Raw genomic sequence first — 18,940 nt, forward strand, 5'->3', positions numbered from 1 at the left:
GTGCCGGCCGCTGGCCGGCGCCCCGGGATGCCATCATCGTTCAGCGTTGCCGGCCAGCGGCCGGCACTACTGGTGAGGCGATGCCGCCTCAGGCAGCCAGCAGCTCGAAGATCACCGGCTCGCCGCTGATCGACGATGCGCACACCCACAGCTCGAACTGACCCGGCTCGGCGCGGAACACGCCATCGCGACCGGTGAAGCCCAGCGCATGGCGGTCCAGCGTGAACTGCACCTCGGTGCTCTCACCCGGCTGCAGGGCGATCTTGTCGAAGCCCTTCAGCTCGCGCACCGGCCGCACGCGGCTGGCCACACGATCGTGGATGTACAGCTGCACCACTTCCTCACCCGCGACCGCACCGGTATTGGTCAGCGTCGTGGTGATGGTCAGGGTGTCGTCCCAGCCCAGCTGCGCACTGCTCAGCTGCGGCACACCATAGGCGAACGTGGTGTAGCCGATGCCGTGGCCGAAGGCGTACGCCGGCTCGTTCGGAATCTCGCGCCAACGTGCCTTGAACTCGGACATGGTCGGCAGTTCCGGGCGACCGGTACGCGCGTGGTTGTAGAAGTACGGCTGCTGGCCGGAGACCTGCGGGAAGCTGACCGGCAGGCGGCCGGACGGGTTGTAGTCACCGAACAGCACATCGGCCACGGCGTGCCCGGTCTGGGTGCCGAGGTACCAGGTGATCGCCACGGCATGCGCATTGCGCACGGCGCCCTGCAGGGCCAGCGCGCGACCGTTGCGCAGCAGCACCACCAGCGGCTTGCCGGTCATCGCCACCGCTTCAGCCAATGCCTGCTGCGCGGGCGGCAGGGTGATCTCCACGCGCGACTGTGCTTCACCGCTGTACCGCTGCGGTTCGCCCAGGGCGAGCACCACCACGTCGGCACGCAGCGCGGCGGCCACGGCCTGTTCGATGCCATCCTGCACGGCCGCTTCCAGATCGCAGCCCGGCACGATCTCCAGCAGCGCTTCATCGCTGATCGCCGCGCGGACGCCGGCTTCCAGGGTGACGTAGCGCGACTTGTCGCCGAACAGCGTCCAGCAGCCTTCGATGTTCTCGCGGTCCTTCACGAACGGCCCGATCAGCGCGATCTTCTGCCCGGCCTTCTTCAGCGGCAGCACCGACTCGGCGTTCTTCAGCAGCACGATCGAGCGGCGCGCGGCATCGCGCGAGAGTTCGTCATGCGCGGCGATGTGCGAGGTGTCCGCTTCACGCGCCAGATCCAGCGAGCGGTACGGATCGTCGAACAGCCCGATCGCCTCCTTCAGGCGCAGGATGCGGCGTACCGATTCGTCCAGCGTGGCCATCGGCACTTCGCCGCTCTCGATCAGGCCCGGCAGGTGCTCGGCGTAGAAGCCGCTCTGCATGCTCAGGTCCAGGCCGGCGGTGAAGGCCTTGGCGGTCGCGTCGCGGTCATCGGCAGCGTAGCCGTGCGCGACCAGCTCCATGTCGGCGGTGTAATCGGAGATCACCACGCCCGGGAAGTTCCACTCCCCGCGCAGGATGTCGGTCAGCAGCTCGGCGTTGGCGCTGGCCGGCACGCCGTTGATGTCGTTGAAGGAGGACATCACGGTCAGGGCGCCGGCTTCGAAGGCGGCCTTGAACGGCGGCAGGTGGACGTCGCGCAGGGTCTGCGGGGAGATGTCGACCATGTTGTATTCCATGCCGGCCATCACCGCGCCGTAGGCGGCGAAATGCTTCGGGGTGGCCAGCAGGGCATCGTCGGCACGCAGGTCCGGGCCCTGGAAGCCGCGCACACGGGCGGCGGCGAACGCACAGCCCAGCACCACGTCTTCACCGGCGCCCTCGGCACCCCGGCCCCAGCGCTGGTCGCGGGCGATATCCACGGCCGGTGCGTAGGTCCAGTGCAGGCCGGCGGCGGTGGCTTCCACCGCGGTGGCACGGGCGGTGCGCTCAGCCAGGTCCGGCTCGAAGCTGGCGGCCTCGCCCAGCGGGATCGGGAACACGGTGCGCATGCCATGGATCACGTCCGCAGCCAGGATCACCGGGATCTTCAGGCGGCTTTCTTCCAGCGCGACCTGCTGGATGCGGCGGCCGGCTTCCACGCCGACGCCATTGAACAGCGAGCCCACCTTGCCCTCGCGCACCTGCTGCAGCACCTGGTCGGCGTTGCTGACGTTGGCTTCCGGATTCACATCCGGCGCGAACGGGCGGACCATGTCGGCGAACACACCCAGCTGGCCGACTTTTTCTTCGACGGTCATCTGGGCAATGAGGGTTTCGATACGATCGGCGGCCACCGGCTGTCCTTATGAAAACGTTTACAAGCCCGGGATTCTAGCGTTCCCGAAGCCGTTGTGAATGACTTTTGCGTTCATTTTTCTTCCCCGGAGGGAGACCCCCGCCGCCGCGCAGGCGGCGACGGAGGCACAGGAGCTTACTCCGCGGCGGCCAGGCGCTGCTGCCCCGCCATCAACATGGCGTCGCTGGATTCCTGGAAAACCCGCAGCCCGAAGGCCGGAAGGATCGCCAGCAGGTGATCGAACACGTCCGACTGCACCCCCTCGTACTCACCCCACGCCGTGCTGCGCGTGAAGCAGTAGATCTCCAGCGGCAGGCCTTGGGTAGTGGGCTGCAGCTGCCGTACCAGCAGGGTCATCTCCGTATGGATGCCCGGATGGTGCTGCAGGTAGCGCTCCACGTAGGCCCGGAAGGTACCCAGGTTGGTGACCCGGCGCGCATTGACGGCCGCCACGCCTTTGGCCTGGAGTTCGGCGTTGTACTGCTGCAGCTCGGCCTGCTTGCCGCGCAGGTAATCGCCCAGCACCGCGAACTGCTCCAGCTCGGCCAGCATCGGCGCATCGACGAAGCCGACGCTGTGCTGGTCCAGATACAACGAGCGCTTGATCCGGCGCCCGCCCGCTTCCTGCATGCCGCGCCAGTTCTTGAACGACTCGGTCACCAGCTTCTTGGTCGGGATGGTGGTGATGGTCTTGTCGAAGTTCTGCACGGTGATGGTATGCAGGGCGATGTCGATCACGTCGCCATCGGCGTTCTGGCTGGGCATCTCGATCCAGTCGCCCAGCCGCACCCGGCCATCGCCGCTGATCTGCACGCTGGCCACCAGCGACAGGATGGTGTCCTGGAAGATCAGCATGAGTACCGCGGTGGCTGCGCCGAGGCCGGTGACCAGCGGGCCGAGCTTCACCCCCAGCAGGGTCGCCACGATCGACAGGCCGGCGATCACGAAGACAACGATCTTCACGACCTGCAGGTAGCCCTTGATCGGCTTGTTGCGCGCGTCCGGGCGGCGCTCGTACAGATCGTTGGCGGCGTCCAGCGCATGCGAGACGGCCAACGCCACGGTCAGCACCGCCCACGCCCGGCACGCCCCGATCACGAACTCCACCAGCTCCGGCGGCAGGTCCGGCACGATCCGGATGCCGGCGGCGATGACCATGCTCGGCACCACGTTGGACAGCCGCGAGATCACCCGCAGGTTGTTGCCGCCTTCATTGCCCGCGCTGTGGCCAGGCAAGCGGTTGACCAGCTTGCGCAGGCCGCGCAGCAGGATCTTCTTGGTGACGAAGTTGGCCAGCCAGGCCGCCAGGGCCAGCGCTGCCAGCACCAGCAGGGTGTAGGCCCAGGGCCAGGGCTCGAGGGTCCGCTGGACACTGTCCAGCCATCGGGTTGCCACTACCGCATCCAACATCGTGTATCGCTCTCCTATCAGGGGTATCAGGGCGTTGCCAGGTCCTGCGCGCTGCGCTCGATGATCACGCCGACCGCGCGCGCGCCGCGTACCGCGCCGGGCTTGCTGAGCTTCAGGCGCAGCCATTGCACGTTGAATTCACGCAGCACGATCTCGGCGATGCGCTCGGCCAGGGTTTCGACCAGGCCGTAATCCGAGTCACGCACGAACTGCTCGATGCGCTTGCTCACGGCTTTGTAATTGAGGGTATCGGCGATGTCGTCGCTGGCCGCCGGGCGGCGGTTGTCGAAGCCCATGTCCAGATCGAAACGCAGGGTCTGGCGGATCCGCCGTTCCCAATCGTAGATCCCGATCAGGGCATCGATCTCGAGCCCTTCGATGAATACCTTGTCCATAGCCATGCCACGTGGAAGATGGCGACCATGGTAACGGGGCTGTCCGGAATGTGCCGGGAACCGGGGTGAGTGGGCGCGCCCTACACCGCCGGCAGCGTCGCCATGTCCCAGCGCGGCGTCACCTGCACCTGCGGCGGCGTGTGCTGGCCCGCTTCCAGACGCAGCGCGCCGGCGAAGGCGATCATCGCGCCGTTGTCGGTGCACAGCGCCGGGCGCGGGAAGCAGGCGCGGCCACCGCGGCGGGCGGCCATCTGCTGCAGCTTGGCGCGCAGGCGCTTGTTGGCCCCTACCCCGCCGGCCACCACGATCACATCGGTGCCCGCCGCATCCAGCGCGCGTTCGCACTTGATCGCCAGGGTGTCGACCACGGCATCTTCAAAGCCGCGCGCGATGTCGGCGCGGGTCTGCTCGCTCTGGTCGCTGTCGCGCCAGGCCAGCAGGACCTGGGTCTTCAACCCGGAGAAGCTGAAATCCAGCCCGGGGCGATCGGTCATCGGGCGGGTGAACTTGAACCGGCCCGGCGTGCCGCGCTCGGCCAGGGCGGCCAGCTGTGGGCCACCGGGGTACGGCAGGCCCATCAGCTTGGCGGTCTTGTCGAAGGCCTCGCCGGCGGCGTCGTCCAGGGTCTCGCCGAGCAGGCGGTACTGGCCGATCCGGTCCACGGCGACCAACTGGGTATGCCCACCGGACACCAGCAGGGCCACGAAGGGCGCCTGCGGCGGGTCGTCTTCCATCAGCGGGGCCAGCAAGTGGCCTTCCATATGATGTACACCGACCGCCGGCACCTCCAGCGCCCAGGCCAGCGAACGGGCCACGCCCGCCCCCACCAGCAGCGCGCCAACCAGCCCGGGGCCGGCCGTATAGGCCACCCCGTCGATGTCGGCCACGGTCATGTCGGCCTCGGCCAGGGTCTGCCGGATCAGCGGCAGCAGTTTGCGCACGTGGTCACGGCTGGCCAGCTCGGGCACCACCCCGCCGTATTCAGCGTGGAGGGCGATCTGGCTGTAGACCGCATGGGCGCGCAGGGCGTCGATCCCGGACAGGGAGGTGTCATACACCGCCACGCCGGTCTCATCGCAGGAAGATTCGATACCAAGGACTCGCATAACGGGTATTATGGACCTCTTCAGGCCCCGGCAGACGTACGCTGGCCTGTCTCTGCATCACCCGTGGCCAAGAAGTTCGCCGGGGTGGGTTGCAACTTCTTTTCTCGCCGCTATAATGTGCGGCTCTCACCGGGCGTGACCCGGTTCTACTGTGTCCCGGAGATTCCATGCCCAGCGTTAAAGTCCGCGAGAACGAGCCCTTCGAGTTTGCGCTCCGTCGCTTCAAGCGCACCTGCGAAAAGGCCGGCGTGCTGGCCGAAACCCGCAAGCGCGAGTTCTATGAAAAGCCGACCCAGGAGCGTAAGCGTAAGGCTGCCGCTGCTGTGAAGCGTCAGCTGCGCCGTTCGTCGCGCGACGTTACCAAGCGTCAGCGCCTGTACTGATCGGACGCAACTTCGATACGGCAGGCCTTGGCCTGTCGTGACGGAGCCGAAGCCGGAACGCGCGAGCGTTACCGGCTTTTTGCGTTCCAGCGCTTCGGCGCCCCGCTTTCCTTTTCCACCGACACGAGGTGTTCCCATGAGCCTGAAGCAGCAGCTCACCGATGACATGAAGGCCGCCATGAAGGCCGGCGAGAAGCACCGCCTGGGCGTGATCCGCCTGATGAACGCCGCGATCAAGCAGCGCGAAGTCGACGAGCGCATCGAGCTGGACGACGCCGCCGTGCTCGCCGTGCTGGAAAAGATGGTCAAGCAGCGCAAGGACTCGGTCACCCAGTTCGAAGCCGCCAACCGCGAAGACCTGGCCGTGATCGAGCGCGAGGAAATCGTGGTGATCGACCAGTACCTGCCGGCCAAGCTGGGCGAGGCCGAGATCGTGGCCGCCATCCAGGCCGCCATCGCCGAAACCGGCGCGGCCACCCCGGCCGACATCGGCAAGCTGATGGGTGCGCTCAAGCCGCGCCTGGCCGGTCAGGCCGACATGGGCCTGGTGTCCAAGCTGGTCAAGCAGCAGCTGGCCGGCTGATCCCGCCGCCACGCCGCAGTGAAAAGGCCCGCTCTCGCGGGCCTTTTCCGTTTCAGCAGGTCCGTTGTTACGAGGCCTGGCGGCAGTTGCGCAGCGTCATCGAGCTTTCCTCGATCGAACTGATCTCGCCTTCCAACTTGGCCCAGTCGCGCTCGCGCAGCATGGTGAAGTTGGCGGCCTGATCCGACGCGAATTCACAGCGGATGGTGTAGTTGTTGTTGTTGAAGGTGTCGTTCTGGCGGACGCGCAGCAGGCCGCGGGTCGGCGTGACCAGGTAATTGATCGAGCCGATGTCACCGGGCTTGGTCGAATACCGGTTGGAGTTGACCGTATAGATCTGGCCGTCGATCTGATAGCGCCGCCCCACGTACTTCGCGTACAGCGGCAGGAACGTGGCCGAGCGATCGCCCTTGTCTTCCTTGTTGGTGTTGGTGCCCAGCATCAGATCCTTGAAGGCACCGGCACTGCGGTACAACGCCATCGTGTCTTTGACTTCCTTGCCCATCATCTTGGACAGATCCGGCGCTGCCACCGCCTCGACGGCCGGCATCGGGTACTGGGTGCGCCCCGCGGCGGCGACCGCGTCGCCCTGGCTGCCCGCCTTGAGCTTGTCCAGCATTCCGCACATGGACTGCTTGGCCGCCGCCGGCTCGACCGACTGACCCCGGGCCAGCTTGGTCGCCAGGGTGACGCGACCGGTGCGATCGGCGGTGCCCACCAGGACCAACGGGACGCGCAGCCCTGTGCGCTGGATCAGGTACTGGTCGCCGGTATCGCCCTCCACCAGCTGCCCGGCGACTTCGAACTTGTCATCGCCGCCGATCTTGCGCAGCTGGTCCAGTGCGCTCTGCACCTTCAGGCCCGGCACCGTGACATCGGCCATGTACAGCGCACCGTTGCGCGCATCCCCTACCGTCTTGAAAGCCTTGTCGCAGGCCCCGGAAGCCATCGCCGGACCTGCGGCCGCCAACAGCGCCATCGTCGTGTAGACCATTCCTTTCATGAAGCGTCCTTTCTGCTGTGAAGGTGGAAAACCGGGCAAAAGGATAGCGCGATATCCGTCAAGATCCTGACGTGACCGGACCACTTCACCCGGTGCAATCCGTCGATTTGCTAGAACGGGGGCCTCGCTTCCGACCTGATGCCGTCCATGCACCCGCCGAGCCACTCCCTCTCCAGGATCCGCAAGCACATGGCGCGGCTGGAGCAGAGCTTCCCCGCCGTGCTGCTGCGCCGCTTCATCGATGCGGACGTGATGACCCAGGCCGCTGCGCTGGCCTTCTACGCCCTGCTCTCGATGGCGCCGCTGCTGGTGCTGCTGCTGTGGCTGACCGCCTCGCTGTACCCCCCGGCGCAGCAGGCGTTGCTGGGCCAGATCAATGATGTGGCCGGCACCAGCGCCGCCTCGGTGGCGGAGACCGTGCTGAGCAACGCCAACAACCAGCCGGACATCGGCACGCTGGCCGGCGTATGGAGCACCCTGCTGCTGTTCATTGGTGCCACGGCGGTGTTCGCCCAGCTGCAGAACGCCCTGAACCTGATCTTCAACACCAGCGGCGAGCGCCTGGATGGCATCGTGGCCTGGTTGCGCAAGCGGGTGTTTTCGTTCGGCGTGGTGCTGGCGCTGGGCTTCCTGCTGATCCTCTCGATGACCGCCACCACGATGCTGCAGGTCGTGTTCGCGCACCTGCCCTCGGTGCTGCCGGCGATCGGCTATCTGACCAGCCTGGCGCTGTACACCGTGGGCTTCGCCTTCCTTTACCACTACCTGCCCGACCGCCGCGTGGCGTGGCGCCAGGCCTTCATCGGCGGTGCGATCACCTCGGCCCTGTTCGCACTGGGCCGCTATGGCATCGGCCTGTACATCGCCACCGTCGCACCGGGCAGCGCGTATGGCTCGATGGGCGCCCTGGTGATCTCGCTGGTGTGGATCTACTACGCCACGGTGGTGTTCTTCGTCGGTGCACTGATGACCTCGGTGATCGATGAGCGCCTGCGCGCCCATGCCGTGCTCGCCGAGGCTGGGGTGGAGCCACCGAAACCGGGCGAAACGGCCGGCAGCTAGTAGACTAGCGGTACCCCCGCTTCCGCGCGTGGCCGTGACCGGCCATGCCCCCGCCTGCTGCCCATGGCCCGTATCCCCGACGCATTCATCGACGACCTGCTGGCCCGCTCCGACATCGTCGAGGTGGTGGGCAGTCGCGTGCCGCTGAAGCGCCAGGGCAAGGAATACGCCGCGCGCTGCCCCTTCCATGACGAGCGCTCGGCCTCGTTCACGGTCTCACCGACCAAGCAGTTCTATCACTGCTTCGGCTGCGGCGCGCATGGCACGGCGATCAGCTTCCTGATGAATTACGACCGCCTCGAGTTTCTCGACGCGGTCGATGAGCTGGCCAAGCGCGTGGGCATGGAAGTGCCGCGCGATACCCAGCCGCGCACCGCCCAGCAGCAGGACGACAGCCGCGATCTGTACTCGGCGCTGGACGCGGCCACGCGCTTCTTCCAGACCGCGCTGAAAGGCAGCGACAAGGCACGCGCCTACCTGGACCAGCGCGGCGTCGATGAGGAGAACCGCGAGCGCTTCGCCATCGGTTACGCGCCGGACGGCTACAGCGCGTTGAAGGACGCACTGGGCAAGGACGAGCGGCGCATGAAGCTGCTCGACCGCGCCGGCCTGTTTTCCAAGAACGACCGCGGCCACGTCTACGACAAGTTCCGCGACCGGGTCATGTTCCCGATCTTCGACCGCCGTGGGCGCGTGATCGCGTACGGCGGCCGGGTGATGGAGAAAGACGACGGCCCGAAGTACCTCAACTCGCCCGAGACCGCGCTGTTCCACAAGGGCCGCGAGCTGTACGGCCTGTGGCAGGTGCGCCAGGCCAACCAGAAGATCGAGCGGCTGATCGTGGTCGAGGGCTACATGGACGTGGTCTCGCTGTTCCAGTTCGGCGTCACCCAGGCGGTGGCGACACTGGGCACGGCGACCACGCCGGACCACGCCGAGCTGCTGTTCCGCAACGCGCCGGACGTGTTCTTCTGCTTCGATGGCGATGCCGCCGGCCGTCGCGCCGGCTGGCGTGCGCTGGAGTCGGTGCTGCCGCGCATGAAGGACGGCCGCCAGGCCTTCTTCCTGTTCCTGCCCGATGGCGAAGACCCGGACACCATCGTGCGCAAGGAAGGCCGCGAGGGCTTCGATGCCCGGCTGCAGCAGGCCACGCCGCTGTCGCAGTTCTTCTTCGACGAGCTCACCCGTGAGGTCAACATGGGCACGCTCGACGGCAAGGCACGCCTGGCCGAACGGGCCAAGCCGATGCTGGCGCAGATTCCCGATGGCGCCTTCGGCGACCTGATGAAGCAGCAGCTGACCACGCTGACCGGCTTGGGCGCCAAGCCCAGTGCGTCCGCGCAGCCCTCACGCCAACCGCAGCGCGCGGTGGCACCGGCACAGCGCCGCAGCCTGGTGCGCGCGGCCATCGCGATCCTGCTGCAGCAGCCCTCGCTGGCGATGACCCTGGAAGGCCATCACTTCACCGGCCTGCGCCTGCCCGGCATCGAACTGCTGACCGAACTGCTGACCCTGGTCGAGCAGCGCCCGGACATCAGCACCGGCGCGCTGCTGGAGCACTTCGAAGGCCGCGAGGAACAGGAATCGCTGCACAAGCTGGCCGCGCAGACCCTGCCTGGTGATGAGGCGATGTGGACCCAGGAACTGCATGACGCAGTGGCCCAGCTGGAAAAACAGCTGCTGATGCAACGTCTGGATGAGCTTCAGGCAAAGCAGAGCCAGCAGGGTCTGGACGATACTGACAAGTACGAGCTGCGCGAACTGCTCAAGGCGCGCAGCACCCTCCGCTTCTGACCAACGGAGCCGCCGTGGCATCCCACCTCGCGAACCCCGCTGCATCGATCCTCCGCTGGCTCCGCGCTGGCGTCATCGCCGCACTGCTGGCGCCATGCACGCCCGCCTGGGCCGCGGAGCTGCCCTTCGCGCAGCCACGGCCGCAGCTGTACACCGCCGGACAACCCAGCGCCGCTAAGCTACAGCAGGCCGCCGCGGCCGGGATCACCACCGTGATCGACCTACGCCAGCCTGACGAAGCGCGCGGCTTCGATGAAACCGCCGCGGCCGAACGCCTGGGGCTGCGCTATGTGCGCATCCCGGTCGCCGGTGCCGCCGGCCTGACCGACGCCAATGCGCAGGCCCTGCGTACCGCGCTGGCGCAGAGCCAAGGCCCGGTGCTGCTGCACTGCGCCTCCGGCAATCGCGCCGGTGCGCTGCTGGCACTGCTGCAGGCGCGTGACGGTGCCTCGGTGGACCAGGCCCTGCAGTTCGGCCGCGAGGCCGGCATGACCTCGCTGGAAGCACCGACCCGTGCCCTGCTGGAGCAGGACGCCGCGCGTTGACCCTGCTCTTCTTCCCCCGCTTACTTCCCTGCTCTACAGGAGCCTGCCCACCATGACCCGCTGGTGGTCGCGCCTGCGACCGGACAACTTCACCCTCGCCCTGCTCTGCACCGTGCTGCTGGCGTCCTTCCTGCCGATGCATGGCGCCGCCGCGATGGTGCTCGACGATGTCACCGACGTCGCCATTGCCGCGCTGTTCTTCCTGCACGGCGCGCGCCTGCCACGAGAGTCGATCGTCGCCGGCCTGCTGCACTGGCGCCTGCACCTGACCATCCTGGCCTGCACCTTCGTGATGTTCCCGCTGCTGGGCCTGATGTTCAAACCGCTGGATGGCTGGCTGCTCACGCCCGAGCTGTACATCGGCGTGCTGTTCCTGTGCGCGCTGCCGTCCACTGTGCAGTCCTCGATCGCGTTCACCTCGATTGCCCGTGGCAACGTCCCGGCGGCGGTGTGCAGCGCCTCGCTGTCGAGCATCCTCGGCGTGTTCCTGACCCCGCTGCTGCTGGCCCTGCTGGCCGGCACCGAAGGCGGCATGCACAACCCCGGCCAGGCCATCGTCAGCATCATGCTGCAGTTGCTGGTGCCGTTCGTGGCCGGCCATCTGCTGCGCCCGTGGATCGCCCGCTGGGTAGAGAAGCAGCGCGCGCTGCTGCGCTATACCGACCAGGGCACGATCCTGCTGGTGGTCTACTCCGCCTTTGGCGAAGCGGTCAGCGAAGGGCTGTGGAGCAAGACGCCGCTGTTGTCGCTGCTCAGCGTGGCCGTGGTGGCGGCGGTACTACTCGGCATCGCGATGCCGCTGATCCGCTTCATCGCACGCCGGCTGGGCTTCAACCGCGAAGACGAGATCACCATCCTGTTCTGCGGCTCGAAGAAGAGCCTGGCCACCGGCGTGCCGATCGCCAAGGTGCTGTTCGCCGGCGGCAGCCTCGGTGCGATCGTGCTGCCGATCATGATCTACCACCAGATCCAGTTGATCGTCTGCGCGATGATCGCGCAGCGCTATGCGCGTGATTAAGCTGCTCCTCTATAGTTCAACCATCAGATCAAGGACCTGGATCGCATGGGAAGTAAACGAAGCGCAGCAAACTTCAATATTGAAGGCCGACGATTAGAGTCCGAAGAAGCACTGCTTTCACACATCAAAGACCACGGATGGAAGGAATTCCTCTATTACCCACAGGAATTTGATCCCAGTACCCCAGCGTTACGCAGGATCAAAGAAGCGACCATTCAGAGATCATCGCTGTCGAAGACAATAGTTAAGGGCGTGTCCTTTACAAACTGCGATTTCATCGACTGCTTATTCATAGGGACTGAGTTCATCAATTGTGAATTCACAGACTGCTCGTTCACTGCGTGCAATATGTATAAGGCAAAAGCAAGTGAGTGCCTAATTGATCCTGAACAATTTAAAAACAACTTTGACTTAAGAAGCGATAGCAATATTGCCATTGGCTGGTTCCACGCGCTCTACAGAAACTCTCTCGCTACAAGTCAACCATCCTACGCGAGAAACAGCCTCTATAGAATGCGAGTGGCCGAAAGGAACCAGATAGCACGAGAGATTAGAAAGAATTTTAGTTTATGGAAGACCGTACTATATAGTCAAAGCATGCTTCACGACGCCATATCGGGATACGGGCAAAAAACCTGGCGAATTCTTGCGGCATTCTCCCTACTAACATCGGCCGCGGTTTTAATAAACTTCATTTTTAGAAATGAGATATTCGGCCAAGGCCAAGTTTCAACTTTTCTACAAGCATTATATTTCACCTGCGTAACTGTAAGCACCGTTGGCTTTGGGGACGTGACGCCAAAGACCGAAATTGGGAGACTCGTGGTTTCTCTGGAGGCATTGCTTGGCCCCCTATTCTTCACTATGGCTTTAACTGAAGTCGCTGGCAGAATTATGAGGCGTGATTAATGAAGGCAATTGCTGAATTTGGCTCAACATCCAGAAATGAGTCCGACGAGCATAGTGATCGCGACCTATTGATAATAATGGACGGCTCTTGGAGTAGAGCAAAGATTGCTCGCCAGTTTTCCAGCATTGGCTATAGCTGCTCCACACTCTCCCCTAGCCAAATTTCATTTATGGCGAAAAAGGGTTCACTTTTCGTGCAACATTTGAAGCATGAGGCCAGAATAATTTGGGACGATCAGGCTAGTTTTAAGATATTCTTGCAAGAGGCCCCATTCGTTAGTCCATCAGCAGCTGAGATTGCCAAGTGCAAGGATGCGTTGCGCTACTCACTATCTCCAGTTCCGCGCCAAGAACTCCACGGGTGGCAGTCTGATTTCGTCTACTGCATTTCCCGAGACATTCTGATCAAAAACTCTGCCCAATTAGGGCTTGCAGTCTTCGGCCTCAACGAGCTAATTAAAACCCTACCTCTTGATGATGCTACTAAGTCGGAAGCGCTTGAAGTGATGCGTGGCTTGAGGCTAGAGAAGTCAAGATTTCGCAAAGGCGAAAAAGCATCAGTTCATGCAACGAGCTTAATTACACGGTGGCGATGCCTGGCCGCAGAAATTTTCCAGCTTCAGCTACCCACTGAGAGCTTTGAAAGTAGCGTCAGGCAAAGAAAATTCTCTTCAAACTATGAGGTTTTGAGAGTCTTAGAGTATCTGGACTTGATCGCCAAGATCGACGGCACAAAGCAGCTGAGCGCTCAAATGAAGAGAATGATATCAGCGCCGAACAAATATAGATCTTGCCAAGCGCACCGCACACCTATGCTTATTCACGAACTCTCGAAAATGGTAGGGCAAACGTCATCTAATGGCCGGCATCCAAGCGAGATTGCAGATACTTGATGATCCACAGCACCTAAATTCTTGTCGACTGTGCCAATCTCTCGCACAACGATGATCTGCGCTGCGATTCCCTGAGGTGCGGCGCTGTCGGAGGTGGGCATTTGATGTGCCAGCTCAGTGCGGGCCATCAATCGAGAGGCCCCTTGTTGCCTTCCATCATCCCGTAGGTAGCCGCTTGGGAATCACTGCAACCAGGGCAGCATCCAGTGGTCCACCATCAGGAAGGCGAACAGCGCCATCAGGTAGACGATGGAGTAGCCGAACATCTTCATCGAGAACAGTTCATCCGGCGGATTCAGCATGCGCCAGGCGTACCAGAGGAAGACCGCGTTGAGCACGATCGCACCGCCGAGGTAGAACATGCCGCTCATGCCGAACACGACCGGCAGGAGGCTGACGATGGCCAGGGCGATCGAATAGACCATGATCGACTTGCGGGTGTACGCCACACCATGGGTCACCGGCAGCATCGGGATTTCCGCCTTGGCGTAATCCTCGCGGCGGAAGATCGCCAACGCCCAGAAGTGCGGCGGGGTCCAGATGAAGATGATCAGCACCAGCAGCGACGCGTAGGCCCAGTCCCATGGGCCCTGCATGCCGGTGATCGCCGCCCAGCCGAGCATCGGCGGGGTGGCGCCGGCGAGGCCGCCGATGACGATGTTCTGCGAGGTCGCGCGCTTGAGGTACACGGTGTAGATCACCGCGTACCCGATCAGCGAGGCGAAGGTCAGCACGGCAGTGATCACGTTGACCCAGACCACCAGGATCGTCATCGACAGCGCGATCAGCAGGCCGGCGAACACCAGCACCTGCCACGGCTTGACCTTGCCCACCACCAGCGGGCGCCACGAGGTGCGCGCCATCTGTGCATCGATGCGCGCATCCAGCAGCTGGTTGATCGCCGCAGCAGCCGAGGCGGCCAGCCAGATGCCGAGGAAGCCGAGTGCGCCGTCCAGCGCCTGCTGCGCGGTCGGCACCCCGGGGATGGCCAGGAACATGCCGACGAGCGCGGTGAACACGATCAGCGCGACGACCTTGGGCTTGGTCAGATCCCAGTACTGACGGTAACTGGCCATGCCGTCAGCCCGCCTGCACGGCAGGGGAGGCCGCGCTGGCCTTGCCGCCCTCGGCATCCGGCGCGCGCAGGCGCGCCAGCAACGTCACCAGCACGAACAGCAGCGCCACGGCGCCCCCGCTGTGCGCGACGGCCACTTCCAGCGGCACCGCCAGCTTCACGTTGAGGATGCCCAGGGTGATCTGCAGCACCACCAGCAGACCCAGGGCGCTCGCCCAGCCGCGCATGCTCGGCAGTCGGAACAGGCGCACCGACAGCCACAGCAGGTACACGGCGACCACGATCGCCATCATGCGGTGCGCCATCTGGATGGCAATGCGCGAGGCGCCATCGAGCACCCCGCCTTCGTAATCCACGCCGATGCCGCGCCACAGGGTGAAGCCTTCCTTGAAGTCATGCGTCGGCCACCACTGGCTGACGCAGCGCGGGAAGTTGTCTAGCGAGGCGCTGCCGCCACCGCAGGCGAGTGCGGCGTAGTTGGCGCTGACCCAGCCGCCGAGGGCGATCTGTGCGACCAGCACGGCCACGCCGGCGCGGATCAGCCACTTCAGCTTGGGCGCTTCGGCCAGGGTGATCGGCATGTGCGTGGCACGCCACGCCATCCACACCAGCAGGCCGAACATCAGCATGCCGCCGAGCAGATGGCCCATCACCACGATCGGCTTGAGCAGCCAGGTGACCGTCCACATGCCGAGCAGCGCCTGGAAGATCACCACCGCCAGCGTCAGCAATGCGGCGCGGGCCAGGTCGATGTTGGTCCAGCGCAGTGCGGCGATCAGCAGGATCGCCTCGCCGATCAAGGCGATGATGCTCGCGGGGACGTGCATCCCCATCATGTACAGCGGTATGCCGGTCGCCACCAGCACACAGGCGGTGATCACCGCGGTGCTGCCCCAGCGACGGCGGCGCGTGGCCAGCAGCGCCAGGGTGAGGATCTCGATGCCGAGTGCACCGGCCAGGAAACGGTGCACCTGCTCGCGCCACGCCTTGTGCGTTTCCAGCGGGCGGATCTTGGCGGCCTCGTGGCCGATCACTTCCTCGGCGTGCTGCGGCCAGGTGACACGGCCATAGCAGGTCGGCCAGTCCGGGCAGCTCAGGCCCGCATCGGACAGACGCACGAACGAACCGAACATGATCGTACTGGCGGTCATGATCAGCGCAAACCACGCCAGACGGTGGAAATTGCGGTGCAGCACCGGGCGTGCGGAGAGGCTCATCTAAACGGAACTCACTTCAGTTTCAGCAGCGTGGCCAGGTCTTTGCGCAGACCGGCCATATCGAATCCCGGCGCGTACCGCATGATCACGAATCCATTGGGATCGATCACATACACAGGCGTGCCGGCGGCGTCATCCACGGCGGGCAACGCAGCACGCAGGTCCGGTTGGGCGCGCAGCGCGCGCAGTGCGGGCATGCCCTGGACCTCGGCCGGCGGCGTGCCCAGCCACAGGATCTCGACATTATCGGCGTTATGGCCGAACAGCTGCCACACCTTGCCCAATCCCTGCGACAAAGTGACGCACTCGCTGGTACAGCTGGCAGACGGGGCCACCAGGATCCGCCAGGTGCGATCGTTGGGGTTCCACGGGTATGGCTGACCATTGGCCAAGGTGGGCGGCAGCGCGCGCAGATCGGCCGGCGGCTGCAGCAACTCCCCGGTATTCCGGTGCGAGGTCGGCTGCCAGCCGGAGAAGCGCAGCACGCCCGCCAGCGCCATGGCGCCGAAGAACACGCCGAACAACGCGATCAGGGTCCAGCGGCCGCGTGAACGGGACGGCAGCCGGGCCGGGGAAGTGGCATTCATGGGCGGCATTTTCTCATGTTGAGCCGGTCAGCGCCGGGGAGTGCCACGCCGGCGGCGATGGCGACGGAATTCCAGGACCAGCGCGACCACCAGCACGGTCAACGCCAGTCCGAACCATTGCACGGCGTAGCCCAGATGGCGACTGGGCGGCAGGGTATTGGGGAGCAGCTCCAGATCGCGCGCGTAGCCGCCTGGCAGCGCCGGATCCAACCGCAGCACGCGCGCGCCAAGGCTGCCCGGCGGCAGCGACAGCGCGCGCGCCATGTCGTCAGGTGGCATCCGGCTGGCCAGCCACACGTGCGGCTGTGGCGCGGGCGACAGCGCCGGCCCCAGGGCCAGCCCGGTGGCCGGTGACGGCGCCAGCAGGCCGCGGATGGCCGTATGGCCGGTAAGCGGTGTGATCGATGGGATGACACGATCCGGCGGCATCGGCAGCCAGCCCAGATCGACCAGCACGCGTACGCCTTCATCACTCTGGAACGGCTGATACACCTTGAGGCCGGCGCGGCCTTCGCGGGTCTGGTTGTCGAGCAGGATCGTGCCCGGCAGGACGCGGCCGTGGTCGTCCACCCAGCGCAGCAGCGGCGGGGCGGCCTGGGCCTGGCGCAGCGTGAGCGACTGCGCGCGGGCGGGCACCTGCTGGGCCAGCAACGCCTCTTTGTCGTGCATGCGCTGCAGTTGCCAGCGGCCCAGCTGGCAGAACGCGAGGATGACCAGCACCGCGGCAATCCAGCCGATCAGGCGTGTGTGCTTGCGCATCATGACAACGCCGGCAAAACGCGGTGATATAGGCGCACCCGCCACGCCATCGAGCCGCGCATGAATGATTCGTTGAAGACCCTGCTGGTAATCGCGTTTCTGATCGTCATCGTCTGGAATCTGGGCGCCGGGCTGTATTACCTGCTGGTCGATCGCGGCCAGACCAAGCGCACCGTCAATGCCCTCACCCGCCGCATCGCGGTATCGGTGGCGCTGATCGTGCTGGTGGTCATCGGCATCTACAGCGGTTGGATCAAGCCCCACGGCATCGGCGGCTGAGGCCGCACCGGCGTCGATGCGGCAGGAGGTCGCACCGACGCTACAGCACGTACACGAACAGGAACAGCATCAGCCACACCACGTCGACGAAGTGCCAGTACCACGCGGCCGCTTCGAAACCGAAGTGGTTGTCGCGGGTGAAATGCCCCTTCGACGAGCGCAGCCACATCACCGCCAACATGACCGTGCCCAGCAGCACGTGCACGCCGTGGAAACCAGTGAGCATGAAGAAGGTCGAGCCGTAGATGCCCGAACCCAGGGTGAGGTTGAGTTCCTTGTAGGCGTGGATGTACTCCTCCGCCTGCAGGGTGAGGAAGCCCACGCCGAGCAGCACGGTGATGCCCAGCCAGACCAGGAGTTGGCGGCGGTGACCGGCCTTGAGCGCGTGGTGCGCGATGGTGAGGGTGACGCCGGAGGTGAGCAGGATCAGCGTATTGATCAGCGGCAGGCCCCAGGCCGGGATGGTCTGGAAATGGCCGCCGATCGCACCCGGGCCATTGGTCGGCCACGCCGCCGAATAGCCGTCCCACAGCAGCTCATTGGTCATCACGCCGTCGCCCGCGCCGCCCAGCCACGGCAGGCCCAGGTTGCGGGTGTAGAACAGCGCCCCGAAGAACGCGCCGAAGAACATCACTTCGGAGAAGATGAACCACACCATCCCCATCCGGAACGAGCCATCCACCTGGCGGTTGTAGCTGCCGGCCTGCGATTCGCGCACCACGTCGCTGAACCACCAGAACAGGGTCAGCACCAGCATCGCGATGCCGGCGTAGAAGGTCCACTTGCCCCAGCCGGAATCGTTGAGCCAGCTGGCCACGCCGACCATGGTCACCATCATCGCAATGGAACCGATGAACGGCCATTTGCTGTGCGTGGGCACGAAGTACACGTTCGCATCGGGGCTTTGCTGGGCCATGGTCTTGGGTCCGGTCCGGATCAGGGAGCTGCACGCGCGCCGGTCGGCAGGCTGGCCGGAGCCAGCTGCGCGGACAAGGCGTCGTTCTTGTAGAAGGTGTAGGACAGGGTGATCGTGGTGATGTTGGCCGGCAGGTCGGGATCGACGATGAAGCGCACCGGCATGTCGCGTTTCTCGCCGGCCTGCAGGGTCTGCGCGGTGAAGCAGAAGCATTCGGTCTTGCTGAAGTAGCCCGATGCCTTGGCCGGTGCCACCGACGGCACGGCGCTGCCGACCAGCGCGCGATCGCTGTCGTTACGCGCGTAATAGAGCGCCTCGTTGAGCTCGCCGGGCACCACGTCCATCGTCAGCTGTTCGGGATGGAACGCCCACGGCAACTTGGAATTCACGCCGCCATCGAACTCCACCCGCACCGTGCGCTTGCCGGTGGCGGCTGCAGTGCCTGCCGCCGCGCCGGGGCCACGCTCCAGGCGCACACCGAACACCTTCTCGCAGGCGATGCGGTACAGCGGCACCAGCGAGAAGGTCAGCACGAACACCGCCAGCGCCACCCCGATCAGGCGGGGCAGGCCCGCATGACGCGCGGGTGCCGGGCGCGGATCGCTCATCGCCCGATCACCCCGCTGAGGATGAAGCCGCCATAGACCATCAGCGCGACGATCCCGACCGCCCACGCGGTGCGATGCGCGCGGCGACGTTGCAGGGCCTGCTCATCCGGCGTGCGGGTTGTGCTGGTCATGA

Annotated in this window: 21 protein-coding genes; 9 read left to right on the plus strand and 12 right to left on the minus strand. The window is 65.0% G+C overall.

The annotated features are described in order from the left end of the window. Positions 1–88: 88 nt before the first annotated feature. The 4 genes from ABE546_RS17290 to tsaD form a co-directional block, all read right to left on the minus strand. Positions 89–2,263: a glycoside hydrolase family 3 N-terminal domain-containing protein gene (locus ABE546_RS17290; RefSeq protein WP_346464575.1), complete on the minus strand. Its 2,175-nt coding sequence runs from the start codon at positions 2,261–2,263 to the stop codon at positions 89–91. A 137-nt stretch (positions 2,264–2,400) separates the two neighbouring features. Then, the gene (locus ABE546_RS17295; protein WP_313220118.1) at positions 2,401–3,675 is read right to left on the minus strand and encodes a mechanosensitive ion channel domain-containing protein; all 1,275 of its coding nucleotides are present in this window, start codon (positions 3,673–3,675) and stop codon (positions 2,401–2,403) included. 26 nt (positions 3,676–3,701) lie between these two features. Beyond that, a complete protein-coding gene (gene folB, locus ABE546_RS17300; RefSeq protein WP_123731362.1) occupies positions 3,702–4,070 on the minus strand; it encodes a dihydroneopterin aldolase in 369 nt (122 codons plus the stop codon). Positions 4,071–4,150: 80 nt separating this feature from the next. Next, on the minus strand, positions 4,151–5,176 hold the full coding sequence (gene tsaD / locus ABE546_RS17305; protein ID WP_259262101.1) for a tRNA (adenosine(37)-N6)-threonylcarbamoyltransferase complex transferase subunit TsaD: 1,026 nt from the start codon (positions 5,174–5,176) through the stop codon (positions 4,151–4,153). 167 nt (positions 5,177–5,343) lie between these two features. Between tsaD and rpsU the strand changes: the two genes are divergently transcribed. Next, the gene (gene rpsU / locus ABE546_RS17310; RefSeq protein WP_002808376.1) at positions 5,344–5,559 is read left to right on the plus strand and encodes a 30S ribosomal protein S21; all 216 of its coding nucleotides are present in this window, start codon (positions 5,344–5,346) and stop codon (positions 5,557–5,559) included. A gap of 136 nt (positions 5,560–5,695) precedes the next feature. After that, positions 5,696–6,142 (plus strand): GatB/YqeY domain-containing protein, encoded by a 447-nt coding sequence (locus ABE546_RS17315; protein ID WP_313212965.1) that lies wholly within the window; start codon positions 5,696–5,698, stop codon positions 6,140–6,142. Between the two features lie 67 nt (positions 6,143–6,209). Here ABE546_RS17315 and ABE546_RS17320 read toward each other — a convergent pair whose 3' ends face one another. Further along, a complete protein-coding gene (locus ABE546_RS17320; RefSeq protein ID WP_313212964.1) occupies positions 6,210–7,145 on the minus strand; it encodes a hypothetical protein in 936 nt (311 codons plus the stop codon). Between the two features lie 138 nt (positions 7,146–7,283). Here ABE546_RS17320 and ABE546_RS17325 point away from each other — a divergent pair, with 138 nt between their 5' ends. The 6 genes from ABE546_RS17325 (at position 7,284) to ABE546_RS17350 (ending at position 13,366) form a co-directional block, all read left to right on the plus strand. Beyond that, complete coding sequence (locus ABE546_RS17325) at positions 7,284–8,207, plus strand: YihY/virulence factor BrkB family protein (protein ID WP_346464576.1); 924 nt, start codon at positions 7,284–7,286, stop codon at positions 8,205–8,207. A 63-nt stretch (positions 8,208–8,270) separates the two neighbouring features. Then, positions 8,271–10,001, plus strand: a complete 1,731-nt coding sequence (gene dnaG / locus ABE546_RS17330) for a DNA primase (protein ID WP_346464577.1) — start codon at positions 8,271–8,273, stop codon at positions 9,999–10,001. A 74-nt stretch (positions 10,002–10,075) separates the two neighbouring features. After that, complete coding sequence (locus tag ABE546_RS17335; RefSeq protein ID WP_346464589.1) at positions 10,076–10,546, plus strand: sulfur transferase domain-containing protein; 471 nt, start codon at positions 10,076–10,078, stop codon at positions 10,544–10,546. Positions 10,547–10,598: 52 nt separating this feature from the next. After that, positions 10,599–11,564, plus strand: coding sequence for a bile acid:sodium symporter family protein (locus ABE546_RS17340; protein ID WP_341986806.1), 966 nt, complete (start codon positions 10,599–10,601; stop codon positions 11,562–11,564). A gap of 45 nt (positions 11,565–11,609) precedes the next feature. Then, positions 11,610–12,473 carry an ion channel gene (locus ABE546_RS17345; RefSeq protein WP_346464578.1) on the plus strand — a complete coding sequence of 288 codons (864 nt, stop codon included), beginning with the start codon at positions 11,610–11,612 and terminating at the stop codon, positions 12,471–12,473. Beyond that, on the plus strand, positions 12,473–13,366 hold the full coding sequence (locus ABE546_RS17350; protein ID WP_346464579.1) for a hypothetical protein: 894 nt from the start codon (positions 12,473–12,475) through the stop codon (positions 13,364–13,366). Before ABE546_RS17345 ends, ABE546_RS17350 begins: the two co-directional genes overlap by 1 nt. A 182-nt stretch (positions 13,367–13,548) precedes the next feature. Here the strand turns inward: ABE546_RS17350 and cyoE are convergent, their stop codons facing one another. The 4 genes from cyoE to ABE546_RS17370 are packed head-to-tail and all read right to left on the minus strand — an operon-like array spanning position 13,549 to position 17,007. Further along, a complete protein-coding gene (gene cyoE, locus ABE546_RS17355; protein ID WP_346464580.1) occupies positions 13,549–14,442 on the minus strand; it encodes a heme o synthase in 894 nt (297 codons plus the stop codon). A 4-nt stretch (positions 14,443–14,446) separates the two neighbouring features. Further along, positions 14,447–15,658 (minus strand): COX15/CtaA family protein, encoded by a 1,212-nt coding sequence (locus ABE546_RS17360; protein WP_313220124.1) that lies wholly within the window; start codon positions 15,656–15,658, stop codon positions 14,447–14,449. An 11-nt stretch (positions 15,659–15,669) separates the two neighbouring features. Continuing rightward, the gene (locus ABE546_RS17365) at positions 15,670–16,245 is read right to left on the minus strand and encodes a hypothetical protein (RefSeq protein ID WP_346464581.1); all 576 of its coding nucleotides are present in this window, start codon (positions 16,243–16,245) and stop codon (positions 15,670–15,672) included. Positions 16,246–16,272: 27 nt separating this feature from the next. Continuing rightward, a complete protein-coding gene (locus ABE546_RS17370) occupies positions 16,273–17,007 on the minus strand; it encodes an SURF1 family protein (RefSeq protein ID WP_346464582.1) in 735 nt (244 codons plus the stop codon). 57 nt (positions 17,008–17,064) lie between these two features. Here ABE546_RS17370 and ABE546_RS17375 point away from each other — a divergent pair, with 57 nt between their 5' ends. Continuing rightward, positions 17,065–17,283 (plus strand): twin transmembrane helix small protein, encoded by a 219-nt coding sequence (locus ABE546_RS17375; protein ID WP_019185993.1) that lies wholly within the window; start codon positions 17,065–17,067, stop codon positions 17,281–17,283. A 40-nt stretch (positions 17,284–17,323) separates the two neighbouring features. On the opposite strand, the gene ABE546_RS17380 is transcribed toward ABE546_RS17375, so the two are convergent. Genes ABE546_RS17380 through ABE546_RS17390 form a run of 3 tightly spaced genes read right to left on the minus strand, consistent with a single transcriptional unit; the run spans position 17,324 to position 18,938 of the window. Further along, entirely contained in the window at positions 17,324–18,199 is an 876-nt protein-coding gene (locus tag ABE546_RS17380; RefSeq protein WP_152153731.1) for a cytochrome c oxidase subunit 3, read from the minus strand. 20 nt (positions 18,200–18,219) lie between these two features. After that, positions 18,220–18,807 carry a cytochrome c oxidase assembly protein gene (locus ABE546_RS17385; RefSeq protein ID WP_121042251.1) on the minus strand — a complete coding sequence of 196 codons (588 nt, stop codon included), beginning with the start codon at positions 18,805–18,807 and terminating at the stop codon, positions 18,220–18,222. After that, on the minus strand, positions 18,804–18,938 hold the full coding sequence (locus tag ABE546_RS17390; protein WP_259462181.1) for a hypothetical protein: 135 nt from the start codon (positions 18,936–18,938) through the stop codon (positions 18,804–18,806). The genes ABE546_RS17385 and ABE546_RS17390 overlap by 4 nt, the downstream gene beginning before the upstream one ends. Positions 18,939–18,940: the final 2 nt, after the last annotated feature.

Origin of the sequence: Stenotrophomonas sp. TWI377, assembly GCF_039674525.1 — a bacterium.
Classification (GTDB): Bacteria; Pseudomonadota; Gammaproteobacteria; order Xanthomonadales; family Xanthomonadaceae; genus Stenotrophomonas.